Below are 19,851 nucleotides of genomic sequence, written 5' to 3'. Positions count from 1 at the left end.
CTGGCAGACGCTCAGGCGGGCCGTATCAGCCGTGCCTCTACCAGCAGGCCCAGCAAGGCGATCACGTCGGCTTCGATCCTGGCTGCCGGCACGCCGGCGAAGTGCTCGCTCAGCAGGTCGGCGATTTCGCCTGCCGTCAGCGCCTCGACGGCCAACAGGGTCCAGACCGCTCGCCCGCTGCCGTTGAGCCGGTGGATAGCACCACTCGGCGTGTGGATCAGGAACAGTTCGTCGCCGAGCGGGTAATCGCGCACCCCCTCCCCCGCCCGCCAACGGTGACAGGCCGGCACGCTGGCCCCGGCACAGGACACGGTGTGGTGGCCGGTCAAGGAGACCGCTGCCCCACCACGGGCGGGCGCAGGGCCGGTCAGATACGCCGCCAGGCGGCGCGCCGCCGCCAACGGCTCGGCGTAGCGCAGCAGCAGGCAAGGCAACGACGCCATCAGTGGCAGGAAGCGTGCCATCAGCGTCTCGCTGGGTGTCGCATGGGCAAAGTTCTGGCACAGCAACTGCAACAGTCCTTCCCCCGGTGCCAGCTCGACGAGTTCCGGTGCGGTCAGCGTGGCGTCCCGCTCGATCAATACGACGGCCCCCAACGGGCGACGCTCGCCGTGCCGTGCCAGGCGGCCTTCCGGCAGGGCAAGGTAGCGGTAGCGCTCGTCCTCGGGGCCGGCGTATCGCTCGGCGAAGGCGTGCAGGGCGGGATCGAGGCTGACCGGCAGCGGGAGACGAAGACGCGGGGCGATCCCCAGCGCCATGCCCACGCCCTCCGGCGTGAGCGCCAGGACGTCATCGCCGAAGACACGGTGGCCGGCAGCCGCGAAGGCGGCGGTCAGGGTACTCTTGCCGGCGCGGTGGGACTCGGGAAAGAGCACCAGTCGCCCATCGATTTCCGCCGACCCGCAGTGCAGGCCGATCAGGTCGGGATGGCGCGTGAAGTAGGCACCGATGAGGTCGGCGACCAGGCTGCAGGCCGCGGCCACCGGGGTGGGCAGGTGCAACCCGTGAGGCAGCTCGGGAGAGTGCTGGCGATACCCTGGCCCGGTGGCCCTCGCGTCGCGAGCCAGACGAATCGCCGGTGTCGGCCCGCGGGCCGACAGGGGAAACGACCGCCACCCGGGCGTGACCTCGCCGAGCAGGCGCCGCAGCTCGGGAGCGTCGTTCAGTCGGAGTGCCGCTCCCAGCCCTTCGTAGCCCAGGTCCTGCACCCACGCGCCGTCGGATGGAACCGGCGCCGACATCACCAGCGACTCGGCCCGCGGTAGTCGGGACGATGGTCATGCGGATGGTAATGGTAGCTGTGGCGATGGTAGCCGCCGCTGGGGCGACTGTAGCTCGGTCGCGAGTAACTGGGCCGGGAGTAGCTGGGGCGACTGAAACTGGGTCGGGAGTAGCGGGGATGGCTGTAACCGTATCGACGGTCGCGCGGCTCGTCATGCCAGGCCTGGGCCTGGCCCAGGCTGACGAGGGTCGGGGCCACATAGGCACCGGCGATGCCGACACCCAGGGTGGCGAGCAGGCGGCGACGGCTCAGACGCTTGCCTTCGTCGGGGGTGGTATCGTGACGTTGCGCTTTCATGACACTGCCTCCTGTTATCGAACAGTGTTCATGATACTCGCCGCGCCCGCGTCGCTCCAGTTGCCGACGGCACCCGGCCGACACTTGCCCGCTATTTCCTCGGGGCCTGCACATTCACGCAACCGAAAAAAAGCCGACCCTTGCGGGTCGGCGACTGGGGGGTCGTACCCCCCTCCCCTGACGACTCGGTGAGCGGCTGGCTCAGTGCTTCTTCTTGCGATGGTCGCGAATGATGAATCCGATCCAGCCACCCAGGAAGGCGATCATCATCGCGACGGTGACCAGCCCGAAGATTACGGCGTCATCCCAGTACATGGTGCTGTCCTCCCGTCTCGATGTGTTGAGAGGACTGTAGCCCGTCGCCGCCGGGGAGTTTCTGACCTGAGTCAAGTTCGCCGCCGGGTCAGCCAGCGACGCGGGATTTCCCTTGATCCAGGTCAGATTTAGAGCTTCCGGTCTTCCACGCTGGCGGGCTCGGTGCCCGACGGTAGCGGATGTCCCTTGGCCAGCTCGGCGCGGGTGGCGTCCCGCACGCCCAGCACCTCGAGGCGATAGCGCAGGGTGCGGCCGGCCAGTGGGTGGTTGCTGTCGATCAACACGCTGTCGCCACGCACCTCGACCACCGTGACGACCTGCGGGCCGTCGTCTCCCGGGGTCTGGAAGCGCATGCCCGGAGCCAGGTCATCCACCGGAAAGGCCGATCGCCCCACCTCCCGAACCAGCGCCTCGTTGCGCGGGCCATAGGCGTCCGCCGGCATCAGGGTCACGCTGAGTTCGGCGCCCGCGACCTGCCCCTCGAGGGCGCGTTCGAGACCGGCCACGATGTTGTCATGGCCATGGAGATACTCCAGCGGCGCCTGCCTGGCACGGGAATCGTCGAGAACGTTGCCGTCGGCGTCGCGGAGGACATAGTGCAGGGTCACGACCCGCTGGGGGGCGATCGTCATGGGGCTCTCCTGTCGATGGGGGCACGGCTGGCGGGAGCGCGCTTCAGGAGCGGCGCAACTGAGCGATCGGCATCTCCAGGCGCTGCTGCTTGTGCAGCATGTTGAGCAGCACGATGGCACGCTCCTCGCCCTTGTGGCTGGAGAAGACCGCCTGCAGGTCCTTGAACGGCCCCTCGGTGATCTCCACCACGTCGCCGGACCGGAAGTAGAGATTGACCGTGGTGTCCTGGCGGTCGGCGCCGTGGTAGCGAAGGGTCGCGACCAGGGCATCGTCCACGGCCAACGGTACATCGCCGAAACCGACCAGCCGGAGCACGCCACGGGTGGAGCGGATCGGCCGCCAGTTGCTGACCAGGCGATCGAGACGAATGAAGAGGTAATGGGGAAAAAGCGGTTCGGTGATCCATTCCAGTTTGCCGCGGCGACGCTTCTGCACCTCGAGCACCGGGTGGAAGACCTCGTAGCCCTGATTGTCGAGATGCTCCGCGGCGCGGAAGGATTCACCGCCCTTGCACTGGATCACGTACCAGCGAGGCACGGCGTCATCGCCCTGTTCCAGATTCAAGTCGACTTCACTCATGGGACTCCTGATCGGGCATGCTGGTATCACTGACGGGGCTCTGCAACAATCGATCCCCACGGGAAGCGGCCCGGCCGCCGATTTTCCAGTCTAACATCGTTGGGGGCGAGTCGTGTGCCCCCGTCGCCCGAGGTCCGCAAGGAGTGCACCCCGCCATGCCCACCCCCACCGCCCATCGCAGCTGGCGCGCCGCCCTGGCCATCTACCTGCGCGCGCCGGTCATCACCATGCTGTTCCTGGGCTTTTCCGCCGGCCTGCCCTTCCTGCTGGTGTTCTCCACCCTCTCGGCCTGGCTGCGCAGCGACGGGGTCGAGGTGGCCGCGATCGGTTTCTTCTCCTGGATCGGCATCCTCTATTCGATCAAGTTCTTCTGGGCACCGGTGGTGGACCGCCTGGCGCTGCCGCTGCTGACCCGCACCTTCGGCCAGCGCCGCGGCTGGATGCTGCTGGCCCAGGCCATGATTGCCGCGGGCCTGGTGGGGCTGGCCGGTGTCGACCCGGTGGGCAACCTGGGGCTGGTCGCCGCTTTCGCGCTGCTGGTCGCCTTCGGCTCGGCGACCCAGGATATCGCCATCGACGCCTTCCGCATCGAGTCGGCGCCCGACGACGTCCAGGCGGCCATGGCCTCGACCTATATCATCGGCTATCGCGGCGGGCTGCTGGCCGCCGGCGCAGGGGCCCTGTACGTCGCCTCGGCCCTCTCCTGGGAAGCCGCCTACCTGGCCATGGCGGCGCTGGTCGCGGTCGGCGTGATCACCGTGCTGCTGCGCCCGGAACCCCCGCGCCTGTCGCTCAATACCCAGTTGATCCATGAACCGAAGGTGCGTGCCTTCCTGCGCGCCAGCCGCGGCAGAGCCAAGCCGGCCCGGCGACTGGGGGCCTGGCTGATCGGCGCCGTGATCTGTCCCTTCACGGATTTCATCGGCCGCCATCGACTCAAGGCCCTGTGGCTGCTGGTCTTCATCGCCGTGTTCCGCATCAGCGACCTGGCCATGGCCTCCATGGCCAACCCGCTCTACATCGACCTGGGCTTCTCGCTTGCCACCATCGCCAACGTCACCAACGTCTTCGGCATCGCCATGAGCATCGGCGGCGGCATCCTCGGCGGGCTGCTGGTCGCTCGCTACGGCATCGGCCCGATCCTGGTGCTGGGCGCGGCGGCGGCGACCCTCACCAACCTGCTGTTCGCCGCCCTGGCACTCGCCGGCCAGAGCCTGCCGATGCTGGTGATGGCGATCGTCGGCGACAACCTGGCCAACGGCCTGGCCAGTGCGGTCTTCATCGCCTTCCTCTCGAGCCTGACCTCGCGGGCCTACACGGCGACCCAGTACGCGCTCTTCTCGTCGCTGATGACCCTGCCGGGGAAGTTTCTCAGCGGTTTCGGCGGGCTTGTGGTGGCGGCCGAGGGCTATGCCACCTTCTTCGTGATCGCCACAGCACTGGGCCTGCCGGCCATCGCCCTGGCGATCTGGATCAGTCGTGACCGCGCGCTGGTGCCGCCGCCCGCCACCCGGCCGGCCTGAGCCGGAAGAAGGCCCGGAGAGGTCAAGGACTCAGCCGGGCAACTGCTCCCGCAGCCACGCCAGCGCCCCCGGGCTGGCCCGCCACTGGTCGCGCATCAGGGTGCGGTACTGCCAGGCCTCGGCACGGGAGCCGGGCTCGGCGATACCGTCGCCGCTCGCGCTCACCGGCCTCGGGTTGTCGGCACACAGCATCGCCAGGGCATGGGGGTTGTGACGCCGGGCCTCCGCGAGGGCCTCCAGGGCATCCTGACGGCGCTCCAGGCGGTAGAGCGCCAGCACGCGCCCCATCAGCAGTCCCAGCAACGGGGCGGGCTCCTCGGCCTCCTCGTCGAGGGCCCGCTCGCTCAACGCGAGTGCCTCGCGGTCACGCCCCTCGCGCAGCAACTGGTCGAGCACCAGTTCCCGCAACCCCAGGCCGTCCCGATCGTCCAGCGCCAGCAACCGCTCGGCGAGCTCGCGGGAGCGCTGCCGGGCCCCGCGCTCCATTCCCACCACCAGGGCCAGGCCGGTACGCAGCAGCACGGCATTGTCGGCGTCGTCCCAGGCCAAGGTGCCATCCCCGGCGGCCTGGACCTGCTCGAGCCAGCGCTCGAGACGATCGGCCAGGGGGGCGAAGAGGCTCGGCGCCATCCACGGCAGGCTGCCGAAACGGCTGGTCAGGGCCAGGGCCACCCCCTGTACCACCCGTGGCGAATCCAGCCACTCCGGGTGAGAACAGAGCGCGGCGAGCCAATCGGCGGCATGGGGCCAGGGGTCGTCGTCGAAGCCCATCGGGGCGTCGCCCACCACCTGTACCCGGAAGTGCTCGAACCAGGCGGCGAACAGCGTGTCCTCGCGGGCACTGGCATGGTACTCCAGACGCCCCTCGTCGGAACACCGGACCGTCAGCCGCGGTGCCGTCGGTAACGCCTCGAGCAGTGCCTGCAGCGAGGCCAGCGGTGCGGCCAGGTCCTCCTCGGCATTGAGCAGCTGCTCGGCCAGGGTCGCACCGGGGTTGTCGGCCAGGTCGGCGAGGAACTGCAGCTGGTCCGGCTCCAGCTCTCCCTGGCGCGCCAGGCGCCGGAACCAGAAGCGGGCCCGCTCCGCGGCCTCTCGCTCGTGCCCCTCGTGGAGCAGCAGCATGGCCTCGATGTAGGCCAGGGTCGGTGAATCGGGTAGCGCCTGCTGGGCGCGCACGAAAGCGGCCCGGGCGCTGTCCAGGTCGTCATTGTCGAGGTGCATCAGGCACAGGCGCTCCAGCGCCACCCCACGCAGGAACAGCGGTCCGCGATCGAGCACCTCGTCGAGCAGGGCGGCACGCTTGCGATGGAAACCGCGCTCCTGGTAGAGATCGACGAGGATTTCGAAGGCCGGCTCGGCCTGCTCGGGCAGGCGCGACCAGTCGGCACGTTCGAACAGCGACTCGAGGATCTGCTGGGCGCGCCCCCGCTGGCCGCTCTCCGCGGCGATCAGCCCGGCTTCGAGCAGCGCCTGAGCCGGGGCGCGGCCGCTCTCGAGCGCGGCCTTGAGGGCCTCGCCCTTCCAGTCACGCAGCGAGAGCATCCACATCAGGTGCCCGGGCACATGCCCGGGCAGCGACACGGCACCGCAGCAGTGCTTGGTCTTGCGGCCCGAATCGCACCAGCAGGGCTCGTTGCGCCCCGGTCGGGCGAGCGGTTCGCAGGCGAAGTCGAGCCGCTCCAGCGGCGTCTGCGACCACAGCTCCGGTGCCAGCGCCTGGGCCTGGGCCAGATTGCCGCCCATCAGGCCGACGCCCTCCTCCCGGGCCCAGGCCATCAGCGTCGGATAGCGTTCGTCCTCGCGAATGGCCGCCAGGGCACCCGAGGCAAAGCCCAGCAGTTGTTCCACCCATGCTGCCAGCATCGCAGCCTCCGCAACCAGAAAACGGCACAGTCTACCAGTCCGGCGCCGTCCTGGGCAGGCGCTCAGCGTCTCGCCCAGGCCAGCAGTGGGCGGGTGCGGGCGTGCATGTCCAGCCGAGCGCCGAGCCGCACCAGGTTCCAGTAGTGGCCATTGAGCGTGCGCGAGAGCAGCAGGGTATCCGCCGGGGGCTGCAAGCGGTCCATCGCCGCCCACACCTTGGGGCTCAGTTCACGCAGCCGGCGATGGACCCGCACATCGGAGAAGTCCTGCTCGCCGGGCGAAAACAGGGGAGCGACGGCCTCGGCGGCCTCGCGGTAGAGCGCCAGCGGCGCGCCCTGCCCCTGGCGCCCGCCGAGGGCCAGCAGCGCCTCGTCCATGGCCATGGGGTCGCCGGCCAGCGTGGCCTCGAGCAACCGCATCATCGCCACCAGACGCGCCTCGGGCACCGGGATCACCGCCCCCAGGTCGTAGATCACCAGCCGACCCCGCTCGTCGACGGCGAAATTGCCGGCGTGGGGATCGGCGTGCAACTCGCCATGGGTGAAGAGCTCCTCGGTGAGCCAGTCCGCCAGGGTCGTCGCCAGGCGCTGACGCGCCTCGACATCGGCGATATCCACCTCGCGCAACGGCGTGCCGGCCACGTAACGCATGGCCAGTACCCTGGGACCCGAGAACTCGGGCAAGGGTTCGGGAATCACCAGTGTCTCGAGATGAGCATAGCGAGCCCGGTAGCGGGCTAGCGCCTTGGCCTCGGCATGGTAGTCGAGTTCGCCGCGCAGGCTCGCGGCCAGCTCCTCGAACAGGGCGTCGAGCCGCACTTGCGGCACCCTGAGCCAGCGTCCCAGCCGCATCAGTCGGCGCACCTGCACCAGATCGCTCTCGAGCAGATCGACGAGTCCGGGGTACTGGACCTTGAGCACCAGCGTCTCGCCGTCATCGGTCACGGCACGGTGCACCTGCCCCATGGACGCGCTGGCGAAGGGGCGTCGCTCGATCTCGCGAAAGCAGCGGTCGAGGTCGCCGTACTGCTCGACCAGGGTACGACGAATGCTCTCCCAGGGCATCGGCTCGGCCTGGCGCTGGAGACGCGCGAGTTCATCGGCGAGATCCGGCGGCAGCAGGTCGTCCCACTGGGCCATGATCTGGGCCAGCTTCATGGCCGGCCCCTTGAGCTCGGAGAGCCCCTCGAACAGGGTCTCGCCCAGGGCCCGCCAGTCGGCCTGACCGCCCAGGCGCGTGCGCAGCAGGGCGCCGCCGGTTCGTGCTCCCAACCCCAGCAGGCGCCGGGTACGGCCGCGTTCGCGCATGTCGTCGCCCTCCTGGACCCTTTGGCACAGGATATTCGATACAAGAATTGTACGCGAGCAGAGTGGTGTTATATCTGGCGATGACCACGGAATACTGGAAGAATCTCCAGATCATGAACCGACGAGAACCAGGATGCGACTGATCATCGCCGAAAAGCCCAGCCTGGCCAACGCCATCGCCGAGGCCCTGCCCGGTCGCCGGGGTCGCGAGGACGGCGCTATCGTCGCCGGCGACACCACGGTCACCTGGTGCCTGGGGCACCTGCTGGAACAGGCCCCGCCGGATGCCTACGACCCGGCCTTCAAGGGCTGGCGCCTCGACCACCTGCCGATCCTGCCCCGCCAGTGGCAGCTCACCCCGCGTCCCAGGGCCCGGAGCCAGCTGGCGGTGATCCGCCGGCTATTGAAGGGCGCCGGCGAGGTCGTCCACGCCGGCGACCCGGATCGTGAGGGTCAGCTGCTGGTGCAGGAGGTGATCGAGTACCTGGGCTGGAGAGGCCCGGTGTCGCGGCTGCTGGTCAGCGACCTCAACCGCCCGGCGGTGCAGCGCGCCCTGGCGCGCATCGAGGACAACACCCGCTACCAGCCGCTCTACCGGGCGGCGCAGTCCCGCGCTCGCGCCGACTGGCTCTACGGCATCAACCTGACCCGGGCCTGGACCCTGACCGGGCGCCAGGCCGGCCACGACGGGGTGCTCTCGGTGGGCCGGGTGCAGACGCCGGTGCTCGGGCTGGTGGTGCGCCGCGATGCCGAGATCCGCGACTTCGAGCCCCGGCCCTTCTTCGTGCTGTGGGCGGATCTCGCCGTGGCCCGCGCGCAGCTGCGCGCCTGGTGGGTGCCCGGCGATACCCACCCGCTGGACAGCCAGGGCCGGCTGCTGGCGAGGGAACCCGCCGCCGCCCTGGCCGAACACCTGCCCGGCGCCGAGGGCCGGTTGGTCACGCTGGAGAGCCGCGACAAGCGCCAGGCCGCCCCCCTGCCCTATTCGCTGTCGGCGCTGCAGGTCGACGCCGCCCGCCGCTACGGGCTCTCGGCCAAGGCCGTGCTGGATATCTGCCAGCGCCTCTACGAGCGCCACAAGCTGATCACCTACCCACGCTCGGACTGCCGCTACCTGCCCGAGGAGCACTGGGCCACGGCCGGGGCCACCCTGGAGGGGGCCTGCGGCGCCGACGAGACCCTGCGTGACTGGCTGTCCGGCGCCGACTTCTCGCGGCGCTCGAAGGCCTGGAACGACAAGCGGGTCGGCGCGCACCATGCCCTGGCGCCGACCGGCAAGCGCGCCGATCTCTCGCGGCTGGAGAAGGCCGAGGCCGATGTCTTCCGGCTCGTCGCGCGCAACGTCCTCGCCCAGTTCTACCCGGCGCTGGCCACCCGCGAGGTGAAGGCGGAGTTCGACCTCCTCGGCGAGTCCTTCCGCGCCCGGGGCCAGGAGGTGCTGGAGCCGGGCTGGAAGCCGCTGTTCACCACCCGCGACGAGGCACCGCCGTTGCCGCCGCTCAGCGAGGGCGAGACGTGCCGGGTCACGGAGGCCAGCGTCGAGGACCGCGAGACCCGGCCACCGGAGCCCTTCACCGACGCCAGCCTGATCAAGGCGATGATGAACATCGGTCGCTACGTCGAGGACCCGGCGGTCAGGCGCACCCTGCGCGAGCACGACGGCCTGGGCACCGAGGCCACCCGCGCCGGCATCATCGAGACCCTGCTGGAACGCGGCTACCTGGTGCGCCGAGCCAAGGCACTACGCGCCACCCGGCTCGGCAGCGCGCTGATTGCCTCGCTGCCCGAGGCGGTGGGTCGCCCGGAGCGCACCGCCCTGTGGGAGCAGCGCCTGGTGGCCATCGCCGACCAGGGAGACGCCCCGGAGCCCTTCCTGGGCAGCCTGGTCGACGACCTGCGTGGCCTGCTCGCCGCCGCCGATGCCGGGCTGCTGCGCCGGGCCCTCGCGGAGGCCCGCGGCGAGGAGGCCCCGCCCCCCGGCCGCGGCAAGCCCGGCAACCGTCGGCGCGGCGCCCCCGCCAAGGGGCGCCGTCGCTCGCCTGGTGCCTCGCGCAGGAAGGGAACCCGCTGATGAGCGCCCATCTGATCGTCGGTCCCGGTGCTCTGGGTCGCCTGGTGGCCCTGAGCCTGGCGAAGGTTGGCCCGGTGACGCTGGCCGGCCGGCCCACCGAGCGCGAGGCGATCCTCGGCCCCCTGTTGACGGCCGCCGAACACCATGGCATCGAGGCACCCCATCTTGCCGCGCTCGACGCGGGGTTGGCGCCTCGCGAGCCCGACGGCCGGCGTTGACCCGCCGCCTGGCAGGCCGGTGGGTCTCCTGCTAACCTGAGACGATCCACGTCATGTAACGAGCCAAGCGGATGCTGTGAGCCACGCGCTCAGGGTCAGGGAACATGAAACCGGGCTTCCCACTTGCCATCGCCCTGGCAACCAGTCTGATTCTCTTCTCGTCGCCGCTGCAGGCGGACGACGAGACACCCTCCTATGCCGGCAAGGCCACCGACCTGATGCACCTCGACAACGGTGTGATCCTCGAAGGGCGTGACCTCGAGACGCCGGACGGTTATACCAGCGGATTCCGCCTCACGGCCGGCTTCTCGCCATTCGCCCTGCCGCGCCTCGATCTCGGCGCCGAGTTCACCTACCGCGAGAGCGACGAGGTACCGACCCGTCTCGGCGACCAGCCGCTGCTCCTCAACACCACCAGCTTGGGCGGCAGCCTCGTTGCCGGTGTGCGTCTCGGGCAACTGGGCCTCTATGCCAAGTCGGGCTTCGCCGAATGGGAGGGTGACCCGGTGAGCCGTCCCGATCCCTTTGCCATGCCCACCACCGGCACCGCCCGCGTGCAGGGCTTCGGCGCCCGGCTGCAGGTCAACCGGCTGGTCAGCCGGCTGGAGTTCGAGGAGATCGACGCGCCGAGCATGACACACCTCAACCTGATCACCGCCTCACTGCACTATCCCTTCTAGGCTGACTCCGAGAGCACCGACGTTTCGAACAACGCGGGTCTTGACCGGGCGGCGGTATCGACAGCCATACTCTATATTCAATCAACCGACGGGCGCTCTCCCCTCCGAGAAGCCTCGCCCCCACGACACATTCACCCGCACAGGGAGTCACCACGATGAGCCTCAGAATCGGTGATATCGCGCCGGATTTCACGGCCCAGACCACGCAAGGCACCTTGAAATTCCACGAATGGATCGGCGACGGCTGGTGCATTCTCTTCTCGCACCCCAAGGACTTCACCCCGGTGTGCACCACCGAGCTGGGCTACATGGCGAAGCTGAAACCCGAGTTCGACAAGCGCAATACCCGGATCATCGGGCTGTCGGTGGACCCCGTCGACAATCACACCGCCTGGTCGAGGGACATCGAGGAGACCCAGGGCGCGGCGCCCAACTATCCGATGATCGGCGACGACAAGCTGGAGGTCGCCAAGCTCTACGACATGCTGCCTGCCGAGCTCGAGGGTACCGCCGAGGGACGCACGCCGGCGGACAACGCCACCGTGCGCTCGGTCTTCATCATCGGGCCGGACAAGCGAATCAAGGCGATGCTCGTCTACCCGATGACCACCGGGCGTGATTTCAACGAGGTGCTGCGTCTGCTGGATTCCGTGCAACTCACGGCCAGGCATACCGTCGCCACGCCGGTGAACTGGAAACCCGGTGAGGACGTCATCATCCCGCCCGCCGTCAGTGACGAAGAGGCGCGGCAGAAATATCCGGAAGGTTTCACCACCATCAAGCCCTACCTGCGCACGGTCAAGCAGCCGTCCTGACGGCCGCAGATGCGAACCGCGCCAAGCGAGCGCCCCGGCCAGTGGCCGGGGCGCTGCGGTTCCGGCCCTCAACCGGTATTGCGCAACCCGGCGGCGATGCCGGCCATGGTCACCATCAGCGCCCGGGAGAGATCGGCGCTGATGGCGCCGTCGGCATCCCGATTGCGTTGCAACAGCTCGGCCTGCAGGCCATGGAGCGGGTCGATGTAGGGGTTGCGTACCTCGATGGCCTGGCGAATCAAGGGGGTGTTCTCGAGCAGCTCCTGCTGGTCGAGGACCTCGAGCAATACCTCGTGCAGCCGGGTGAAGCGATTGCGCAACTTCTCGCCCAGCGCCTTGAGTGCGGGCTCGTCGACCAGGCGATTCTCGTAGTAGGCGGCGATGCCTACGTCGGCCTTGGCCAGCAGCATCTCGAGCATGTCCAGATAGGTGCCGAAGAAGGGCCACTGGTCGCGCATCTCGCGCAGCACCTCGAGCCCGCCCTCTTCCTCCAGACGCCGGGCGAACGCCTCGCCGCTACCCAGCCAGGCCGGCAGCATCAGCCGGGTCTGGGTCCAGGCAAAGATCCAGGGGATCGCCCGCAGGGTCTCCACGCCTCCATCCTGGCGGCGCTTGGTGGGCCGCGAGCCGAGTGGCAAGCGGCCCAGCGCCCCCTCCGGGGTCACTGCACGGAAATAGGGAACGAAGTCGGGATCCTCGCGCACCACTCCCACATAAGCGCCATGGGCGACCTCGGCCAGTCGATCCATCTCCTCGCGCCATTCGGGACGCGGCGCCGGCGGCGGCAGCAGGGTCGCCTCGAGCACCGCACAGGCATAGATCTCCATGGAGCGCAGGGCGATATCGGGCTGGCCGAACTTGAAGCGAATCATCTCCCCCTGCTCGGTCACCCGCAGGCTACCGTTCACCGAACCCGGCGGCTGGGAGAGAATGGCCGCATGGGCGGGGCCGCCGCCACGCCCCACGGTGCCCCCCCGGCCATGGAAGAGTGTCAGGTCGACGCTGTGCTGGCGACACACCTCCACCAGCGTCTCCTGGGCGCGGTACTGGGCCCAGGCGGCCGCCAGCTGACCGGCGTCCTTGGCGGAGTCGGAGTAGCCGATCATCACCTCCTGACCATCGCCGACCAGCGTGCGATAACCGGGCAGCGACAGCAATCGGTCGATCACCTCGCCGGCCTGGTTGAGATCATCGAGGGTCTCGAACAGCGGCGCGATGGGCAGGCGCACATCGCCGCCAACCTCCTTCATCAGCAGGGCCACGGTGAGCACGTCCGACGGCTGACCCGCCATCGAGATGATGTAGGTTCCCAGCGCCTCGGGCTGCTCGCCAGCAATGACACGGAAGGTATCGATCACCTCCCGCGACTCGGTGGAGCAGTCCCAGCGACGCGGGATCAATGGCCGGCGGGAGGCAAGCTCCTCGAGCAGGAACTCCTGGCGCTGCGGCTCGCTCCACTCGCGGTAGTGGCCAAGCCCCAGGCAGTCGGTGAGCTCCTCCATCACCTGGGCATGGCGGCTCGCCTCCTGGCGCAGGTCGAGCTTGGTCAGGGTCACGCCGAACACGGCGACCCGCCGCAGGGTGTCGAGCAGCGCGCCATTGGCGATGGTGTCGAGCCCCGCGTCACACAGCGACCGGTAGCAGGTCAACAGGGGCGCGTAGAGCTGGTCACGGTTCTCGATGATCGCCCCCCCCTCGAAGCTACGCCCGTCGAGCTCGGCCTTGGCCCAGTCGCGCGTGGCCTCGACCCGCGCCACCAACCGCTTGAGCAGCTCCCGGTAGGGCTCGGCGACGTCGCCCACCTCGGCCTTGAGCGCGCTGTTGGCCTTCCACATGGAGAGCTCGGCCTTGAGCTGCTCGAGGTCGCGCAGGTAGAGGTCCGCGGCCATCCAGCGGCCCAGCAGCAGCACCTCCCGGGTGACCCGGGCGGTGACATTGGGGTTGCCGTCGCGGTCACCGCCCATCCAGGAGGCGAAGCGGATCGGTGCGGCATCCAGCGGCAGCCGTTCGCCGGCAGTCTCGAGCAGCAGGTTGTCGAGATCGCGGTGGAAATCCGGCACCGCTTGCCACAGGGAATTCTCGATCACCGCGAAGCCCCACTTGGCCTCGTCCACGGGGGTCGGCCGCTCATGACGGATCTCGTCGGTGTGCCAGGCCTGGCTGATCAGCTCCTCGAGTCGCCCCTGGGCGCGCACGCCGCGCTCCGGATAGTCGACGGAGGACTCGATGGCGGTGAGGCAGTCGTCGATGGCGTCGTACTTCTGGATCAGGGTGCGCCGAATGACCTCGGTCGGGTGGGCGGTGAGCACCAGCTCGACACGCATGCCGGCGAGACACTCGACCAGCTTGCGCGGCGAGTGGCCAGACTGGCGGGCGCGCTCGAGCAATTCGGAGAGCACCGGTTGGGAACCGGGCTTGTAGTCCTCGACGCGGCGGAAGCGTGCCCGATAGTGCTGCTCGGCGATATTGGCCAGGTTGAGAAACTGGTTGAAGGCCCGGGTCACCGGCAGCAGGTCGCGGTCGGGAAGGCGACGCAGGTACTCGATCAGCTCGCGACGGCTCTGCTGGTCGCCCTGGCGGCCGTGCTTGGCGAAGCCGCGGATGGTCTCGATCTTGTCGACGAACCCGGTGCCGAGGTCGTCGGCGATGGTACGGCCCAGGCTGTCGCCCAGGATACGAACGTTGTCACGCAGTGATTCGTGCAGGTCGTGGCTCATGACCGGCGGTCTCCGGGGTTGTCGTTGCGTTGTGTGGGAATGGCGCCGTGGCCGACGGGCATCGAATCGGTCGAGGCCTCTCCCCCCTTGGCGGCCTGCCAGTGGTGCTCCATGGCCTCGAGACCGGCGTCCGGCAGTGCCACCCCCTCGGCGGCCAGGGCCACTTCCACATGGCGGAAACGGCGCTCGAACTTGGCGTTGGTGGCGCGCAGACACTGCTCGGGGTCGGCCTTGAGGGTGCGGGCCAGGTTGGTCACGGCGAACAGCAGGTCCCCCACCTCTTCGGCGGCATGGTCGCGATCGCCTGTCGCCAGGGCCTGCTCGACCTCGTCGAGCTCCTCGCGGATCTTGGCCAACACCCCGCGGGCATCCGGCCAGTCGAAGCCGACCCGCGCGGCGCGCTTGGAGAGCTTGGCGGCACGGGACAGCGCCGGGAGGGCACGCGGGACATCATCCAATACCGAAGTCACGGCGCTGTCTCGCACCGAGTGGGGCTCGTCCCCCGCACGTGCGCGCTCGGCGCGTTCCTCGGCCTTGAGCGATTCCCAGCGACTGTTGACCTGGCGAGTCTCCACCTCGGTGGCACTCACACCCTCACGTCGCGAGGCCAGGGTACCGTCGGGAAAGACATGGGGGTGGCGGCGCACCATCTTGGCGGTCAGGGCATGCACCACGTCATGGAAATCGAAGCGCCCCTCCTCGGCGCCGAACTGCGCATAGTAGACCACCTGGAACAGCAGGTCGCCGAGCTCGGAAGGCAGCTCGTCGAAGGCACGGCGCTCGATGGCATCGGCCACCTCGTAGGCCTCCTCCAGGGTATGGGGCACGATGCTGTTCCAGTCCTGCTTGAGGTCCCAGGGACAGCCGTCGGCGGGATCGCGCAGCACCGCCATCAGCGTCAGCAGGTCATCGAGATCGAAACGGGGTTCGCTCATGTCGACCTCCTCTTGCGCTTGCCCGGCTTGGCACCGCTGCGCAGCCGACGCACCTCGATGACATTGGGTAGCTGCTGGATACGCGAGAAGAGCCGCCCCAGGGTCTCGAGGCCGTCGACCTCGACGGTGATCACCATACGAGCGATGCCGTCGTCGGTATCGGTCAGGGTATTGACCGAGAGCACGTTGACCTTGTCATGGCTGAGCACGCCGGTCACGTCACGCAGCAGGCCCGCCCGGTCCCAGGCCTGGATCTCGATATCCACCGGGTATTGGGTACGCGCCCGCTCGCCCCACTCCACCTCGATGATGCGCTGCGGCTCGTCCATGCGAAGTTGCAGGATGTTGGGGCAGTCCTGGCGATGCACGGTGACGCCGCGCCCCTGGGTGATGAAGCCGACGATGGCCTCACCCGGTACCGGGTGGCAGCAGTTGGCCATGCTGGTCTTGAGGTTACCCACCCCGAGCACGGTGATGTCGCTGCCACTGCCCTTGCCGGACGTCTTGCGCGGCTTGGCCAGCAAGCGGTCGAGCTGCTCCTGGTCGTCGCTCTCGCCGAACAGCTGCTGGGCCTGGTGCAGCACCTGACCGATACGCAGGTCGCCGGCACCGAGCGCCGCGTACATGTCGTCCGGAGACGCGTAGTTGACCTTGTGCGCCAGGGTCTCGAGGTCCATGCCCTCGACGTCGAGCCGCTTCATCTCGCGCTCGAAGAGGGCCCGGCCCTCCTCGAGGTTCTGGTCCCGAGCCTGGTGCTTGAACCAGGACTGGATCTTGGCCCTGGCCCGGGAGGTACGCACATAGCCGAGGCTCGGGTTGAGCCAGTCGCGGCTCGGCCCCCCCTTGCTGGCGGTGAGGATCTCCACCTGCTGGCCGGTCTTGAGCTTGTAGGTAAGCGGCACGATGCGGCCGTTGACCTTGGCCCCGCGGCAGCGATGTCCTACCTCGGTGTGCACCCGGTAGGCAAAGTCGATGGGCGTGGCGATGCGCGGCAGGTCGATGACGTGGCCGTCGGGCGTGAAGACATAGATGCGATCCGGGGCCACGTCGCTGGAGAGTCCCTCGCGCAGGTCGCCGAAGTCGCCGACCTCCTCCTGCCACTCCAGCACCTGGCGCAGCCAGGCGATCTTCTCCTCGTAGCTCGAGCTCTTGCCCCGGGTATCGTGGCCCTTGTAGCGCCAGTGGGCGCAGACGCCGAGTTCGGCCTCGTCGTGCATGGCAAAGGTGCGGATCTGGATCTCCAGCACCTTGTTCTCGGGGCCCATCACCGCGGTGTGCAGCGACTGGTAGCCGTTCTTCTTGGGGTTGGCGATGTAGTCGTCGAACTCGTTGGGCACGTGGTGCCAGCGCGAATGCACCAGCCCCAGCACGGTGTAGCAGTCGGCCACCTCGGGCACCAGGATGCGCACCGCGCGAATGTCGTGGACCTGGGAGAAGTCGATGCGCTTGCGCTTCATCTTGCGCCAGATCGAATAGATGTGCTTGGCGCGACCGTCGACGTCGTAGCGTGCGATGCCCTGGGCATCGAGCATTCCCTTGAGGGTCTCCACCACGTCATGGATATAGCGGTCACGATCGAGTCGCTTCTCGGCCAGCTGCCGGGCAATGGCCTTGTAGTCGTCCTCGTGCAGGTAGCGGAAGGAGAGGTCTTCCAGTTCCCACTTGAGCTGGCCGATGCCGAGACGATGGGCCAGGGGGGCATAGATGTCGAACACTTCGCGGGCGACCCGTTGGCACTTCTCCCGGGGGGCGTCCTTGACCTGGCGCAGCGCGCAGGTGCGCTCGGCGATCTTGATCAGGGCGACCCGCACGTCGTCGATCATGGTGACCAGCATCTTGCGCAGGTTGTCCTGCTGGTCGTGCTGGCTCAGGCCATGGCTGGGCAGCTGCGAAGTGCTGATGGCTGCCATCTGCAATACGCCGCCGATCAGCGCGGCGACCTCCTCGCCGAACTGCTTGCCGATCGCCTCGAGCTCGATCAGCCCTTCGCGCACGGCGCGGTAGAGCACCGCCGCCTCGAGCGCGGCCTGGTCGAGACGCAGCTCGCCGAGGATGTCGGCCATCTCGAGGCCCATGCGAAAGCTCGAACCGTCGGCCAGCCAGGTCCGGTGTGGGCGGTCCGCTTCCTGCTCCAGCCGCTGGGCCAGCCGGCAGGCCTCGCGCATCTCGGCCGTGTCGCGCAGCTTGACGTCTTCCTGCAGGCGCTCGATCCACTGATCGACGTCGACTCCCCCGCTCGCGCCGAGGGGCTGGTCTTCACGGACTTTAACCATCGGGTGTTGCTCCTAGCGGCTGCCGTCCAGTCCGCGGATGCTCGAACAGCAGCATGGATTCCAGGTGTGAGGTATGGGCAAACATGTCGGCCACCGCGAGGCGGCTGGGCCGATACCCCCCATGCACGAGCCATGCCGCATCCCGCGCCAGCGTCGCCGGGTCGCAGGAGACGTAGAGCACCCGCGATACCGGATGCTCGGCGAGTGCCCGGCAGACGACCTCGGCACCGTCGCGCGGCGGATCCAGCACCACCACGTCGGGCTGCCCGCGGGCCAGCAGGTCGGCGATGGCCCCGGCCTCGCCCAGGTCGGCCTGGCGGGCAGTCACGACGAGGCCCCGCCCTTGCGAACTGGCTCGGGCGTTCCCGGCCAGCCTCTCGACCATGCTCGGACTGCCCTCCACCGCGGTGACCCGTGCGCCGGCGGCCGCCAGCGGCAGGCTGAAGTTGCCGACCCCGGCGAAGAGATCCAGCAGCTCCAGATCATCGACAACGCCGAGCCAGGAGAGTGCGGTCGCGATCATCCGATGGTTGACCTCGGCGTTGACCTGGAGGAAGTCGCCGGGGGCGAAGCCCAGCACGAGCTCGCCTTCGGCGGCCGGCACAGCGCAGCTCAGCGCCGGTTCGGGAGTCAGCCACTCGAGCGTGGGGGCCTCGCGTCCCAGCAGCCGTGCCAGATGCAGCGCGTTGTCACCGGCGAAGTCCCGCCAGCGTTCGGCATCGGCGGCGTGGTCCCGCAGCTGGCGTACCACCAGGGTCACGCCCTGGTCGCTCTCGAGCAGTTCCAGGTGTCCCACCTGACGCGGTGCCTCGAGGCTTGCCACCAGGTCGTGCAGCGGCGCCAGCAGGACGTTCAGTGACGGCACCAGGATGGTGCACTCGAAGATGTCCACCAGCCGGTGGCTGTGGCGGGCGCGGAAGCCGAGGTGCACGCCCCCTTCGCTATCGACCTTGACCCCCAGCCGCGCGCGGCGGCGATAGCCCTCGCCGGCCCCGGTGAGCAGTTGCGGTGCCGGTGGCGGTCCGATGCCCTGGCGAGCGAGCAGATCGCCCAGCACCGCCACCTTGTGGCGTCGCTGGGCGTCGAGGACCAGGTGCTGGAGATCGCAGCCGCCGCAGCGGGCGAAATGGGCACAGGGCGGCGTCACGCGGTCGGGCGAGGCCTCCAGCACGGTGCGCACATGTCCCTCGTCGAACCGCTTGCGGGTCCGGTGCACGGCCACCTCGACGCGCTCGCCGGGCAGCGCCCCCGCGACGAACAGCGTCTTGCCGGCCGCCGTATGCGCCACGCCCCGGCCATCATGAGCCAGCCGCTCGATGGTCACCGGCTCGTCATCGGTCGCGCGGGGGACGGTGACCGACGCTTGCGGCGTCTGGCGCCCCTGCAGCCCGGACACGCCGGAGCGCGCCCGCGAGGGGCGTCGCTTGCCCAGCCCCGTCACCTCAGAGCCCCGGGGCGAAGAGACCGGTGGAGAGGTAGCGGTCTCCCCGGTCACAGACGACGAACACGATCACGGCATTCTCGACCTCGGCGGCTAGCCGCAAGGCACCGGCCAGCGCCCCGCCCGAGGAGACACCGGCCAGGATGCCCTCCTCGCGGGCCAGGCGCCGCATGTGCTCCTCGGCCTCGTACTGGCCGATGTCGAGCACCCGATCGACCCGTGAGGCATCGAAGATGCTGGGCAGGTACTCTGCCGGCCAGCGGCGGATGCCGGCGATGCTGGCACCGTCCTCGGGCTGCAGGCCGACGATCTGCACCTCGGGGCTGCGCTCCTTGAGGTACTTCGACACCCCCATGATGGTGCCGGTAGTCCCCATGGAGCTGACGAAGTGGGTGATGGTGCCACCGGTCTGCTCCCAGATCTCCGGACCGGTGCCGCGATAGTGGGCGAGGGGATTGTCGGGATTGGCGAACTGGTTCAGCGGCTTGCCATCCCCCCGGGCGACCATCGCCTCGGCGAGGTCGCGCGCCTCCTCCATGCCGCCCTCCTTGCTGACGCTGATCAACTGCGCGCCGAACGCCGCCATGGCCTGCTTGCGCTCGTCGGAGGCGCTCTCGGGCATGATCAGCACCATCCGGTAGCCCTTGATGGCGGCGGCCATGGCCAGTGCGATACCGGTGTTGCCGGACGTGGCCTCGACGAGGGTGTCACCGGGGACGATCTCACCGCGCGCTTCGGCCTGCTCGAGCATGGAGAGCGCCGGTCGGTCCTTCACCGAGCCGGCCGGGTTGTTGCCCTCCAGCTTGGCCAGCAGGGTATTGTTGCGCCCGGCGGCGATACGCTTGAGGCGGACCAGCGGCGTATGGCCGATGACCTCCTCGATGGTCGGAAAATGCATGCAA

17 protein-coding genes are annotated in these 19,851 nt (G+C 69.0%); 5 read left to right on the top strand and 12 right to left on the bottom strand.

The window, feature by feature from the left end; genetic code table 11:
• Nucleotides 1–11: 11 nt before the first annotated feature.
• The 5 genes from AC5W54_RS03465 to rfaH all read right to left on the bottom strand — a co-directional run bounded on the left by AC5W54_RS03465 (nt 12) and on the right by rfaH (nt 3,106).
• A complete protein-coding gene (locus tag AC5W54_RS03465; RefSeq protein ID WP_495960669.1) occupies nt 12–1,241 on the bottom strand; it encodes a PqqD family protein in 1,230 nt (409 codons plus the stop codon).
• Entirely contained in the window at nt 1,241–1,579 is a 339-nt protein-coding gene (locus AC5W54_RS03460) for a hypothetical protein (protein ID WP_495960668.1), read from the bottom strand. The genes AC5W54_RS03465 and AC5W54_RS03460 overlap by 1 nt, the downstream gene beginning before the upstream one ends.
• A 201-nt stretch (nt 1,580–1,780) precedes the next feature.
• Nucleotides 1,781–1,894 (bottom strand): cytochrome c oxidase subunit CcoM, encoded by a 114-nt coding sequence (gene ccoM, locus AC5W54_RS03455; RefSeq protein ID WP_276316473.1) that lies wholly within the window; start codon nt 1,892–1,894, stop codon nt 1,781–1,783.
• 128 nt (nt 1,895–2,022) lie between these two features.
• Entirely contained in the window at nt 2,023–2,526 is a 504-nt protein-coding gene (locus AC5W54_RS03450; RefSeq protein ID WP_495960667.1) for an FKBP-type peptidyl-prolyl cis-trans isomerase, read from the bottom strand.
• Nucleotides 2,527–2,569: 43 nt separating this feature from the next.
• Nucleotides 2,570–3,106 (bottom strand): transcription/translation regulatory transformer protein RfaH, encoded by a 537-nt coding sequence (rfaH, locus tag AC5W54_RS03445; RefSeq protein WP_495960666.1) that lies wholly within the window; start codon nt 3,104–3,106, stop codon nt 2,570–2,572.
• A gap of 155 nt (nt 3,107–3,261) precedes the next feature.
• On the opposite strand from rfaH, the gene AC5W54_RS03440 reads away from it, so the two are divergent.
• Nucleotides 3,262–4,629 carry an AmpG family muropeptide MFS transporter gene (locus tag AC5W54_RS03440; protein WP_495960665.1) on the top strand — a complete coding sequence of 456 codons (1,368 nt, stop codon included), beginning with the start codon at nt 3,262–3,264 and terminating at the stop codon, nt 4,627–4,629.
• Nucleotides 4,630–4,659: 30 nt separating this feature from the next.
• On the opposite strand, the gene AC5W54_RS03435 is transcribed toward AC5W54_RS03440, so the two are convergent.
• Nucleotides 4,660–6,492, bottom strand: coding sequence for an SEC-C metal-binding domain-containing protein (locus AC5W54_RS03435; protein WP_495960664.1), 1,833 nt, complete (start codon nt 6,490–6,492; stop codon nt 4,660–4,662).
• A 62-nt stretch (nt 6,493–6,554) separates the two neighbouring features.
• Nucleotides 6,555–7,799: an ABC1 kinase family protein gene (locus tag AC5W54_RS03430; protein WP_495960663.1), complete on the bottom strand. Its 1,245-nt coding sequence runs from the start codon at nt 7,797–7,799 to the stop codon at nt 6,555–6,557.
• A gap of 133 nt (nt 7,800–7,932) precedes the next feature.
• Here AC5W54_RS03430 and AC5W54_RS03425 point away from each other — a divergent pair, with 133 nt between their 5' ends.
• The 4 genes from AC5W54_RS03425 to AC5W54_RS03410 all read left to right on the top strand — a co-directional run bounded on the left by AC5W54_RS03425 (nt 7,933) and on the right by AC5W54_RS03410 (nt 11,583).
• Nucleotides 7,933–9,870 carry a DNA topoisomerase III gene (locus AC5W54_RS03425; RefSeq protein WP_495960662.1) on the top strand — a complete coding sequence of 646 codons (1,938 nt, stop codon included), beginning with the start codon at nt 7,933–7,935 and terminating at the stop codon, nt 9,868–9,870.
• Nucleotides 9,870–10,088 carry a ketopantoate reductase C-terminal domain-containing protein gene (locus AC5W54_RS03420; protein ID WP_495960661.1) on the top strand — a complete coding sequence of 73 codons (219 nt, stop codon included), beginning with the start codon at nt 9,870–9,872 and terminating at the stop codon, nt 10,086–10,088. The genes AC5W54_RS03425 and AC5W54_RS03420 overlap by 1 nt, the downstream gene beginning before the upstream one ends.
• A 104-nt stretch (nt 10,089–10,192) precedes the next feature.
• The gene (locus AC5W54_RS03415) at nt 10,193–10,768 is read left to right on the top strand and encodes a hypothetical protein (protein ID WP_495960660.1); all 576 of its coding nucleotides are present in this window, start codon (nt 10,193–10,195) and stop codon (nt 10,766–10,768) included.
• Nucleotides 10,769–10,923: 155 nt separating this feature from the next.
• Complete coding sequence (locus AC5W54_RS03410; RefSeq protein WP_495960659.1) at nt 10,924–11,583, top strand: peroxiredoxin; 660 nt, start codon at nt 10,924–10,926, stop codon at nt 11,581–11,583.
• 68 nt (nt 11,584–11,651) lie between these two features.
• Here the strand turns inward: AC5W54_RS03410 and ppc are convergent, their stop codons facing one another.
• Genes ppc through cysM form a run of 5 tightly spaced genes read right to left on the bottom strand, consistent with a single transcriptional unit; the run spans nt 11,652 to nt 19,847 of the window.
• Nucleotides 11,652–14,300 (bottom strand): phosphoenolpyruvate carboxylase, encoded by a 2,649-nt coding sequence (gene ppc, locus AC5W54_RS03405; RefSeq protein ID WP_495960658.1) that lies wholly within the window; start codon nt 14,298–14,300, stop codon nt 11,652–11,654.
• Nucleotides 14,297–15,235, bottom strand: a complete 939-nt coding sequence (gene mazG / locus AC5W54_RS03400) for a nucleoside triphosphate pyrophosphohydrolase (RefSeq protein ID WP_495960657.1) — start codon at nt 15,233–15,235, stop codon at nt 14,297–14,299. Before mazG ends, ppc begins: the two co-directional genes overlap by 4 nt.
• Complete coding sequence (gene relA, locus AC5W54_RS03395; RefSeq protein ID WP_495960656.1) at nt 15,232–17,508, bottom strand: GTP diphosphokinase; 2,277 nt, start codon at nt 17,506–17,508, stop codon at nt 15,232–15,234. The genes mazG and relA overlap by 4 nt, the downstream gene beginning before the upstream one ends.
• Nucleotides 17,501–18,949, bottom strand: coding sequence for a TRAM domain-containing protein (locus AC5W54_RS03390; RefSeq protein WP_495960655.1), 1,449 nt, complete (start codon nt 18,947–18,949; stop codon nt 17,501–17,503). Before AC5W54_RS03390 ends, relA begins: the two co-directional genes overlap by 8 nt.
• A gap of 1 nt (nt 18,950) precedes the next feature.
• On the bottom strand, nt 18,951–19,847 hold the full coding sequence (gene cysM, locus AC5W54_RS03385; RefSeq protein ID WP_495960654.1) for a cysteine synthase CysM: 897 nt from the start codon (nt 19,845–19,847) through the stop codon (nt 18,951–18,953).
• Between the last annotated feature and the right edge of the window lie 4 nt (nt 19,848–19,851).

The organism is Halomonas sp. LMYGS-3, assembly GCF_059509875.1.
The sequence above is the reverse complement of the archived record's forward strand: the minus strand, read 5'-3'. Positions and strand labels throughout refer to the sequence as shown.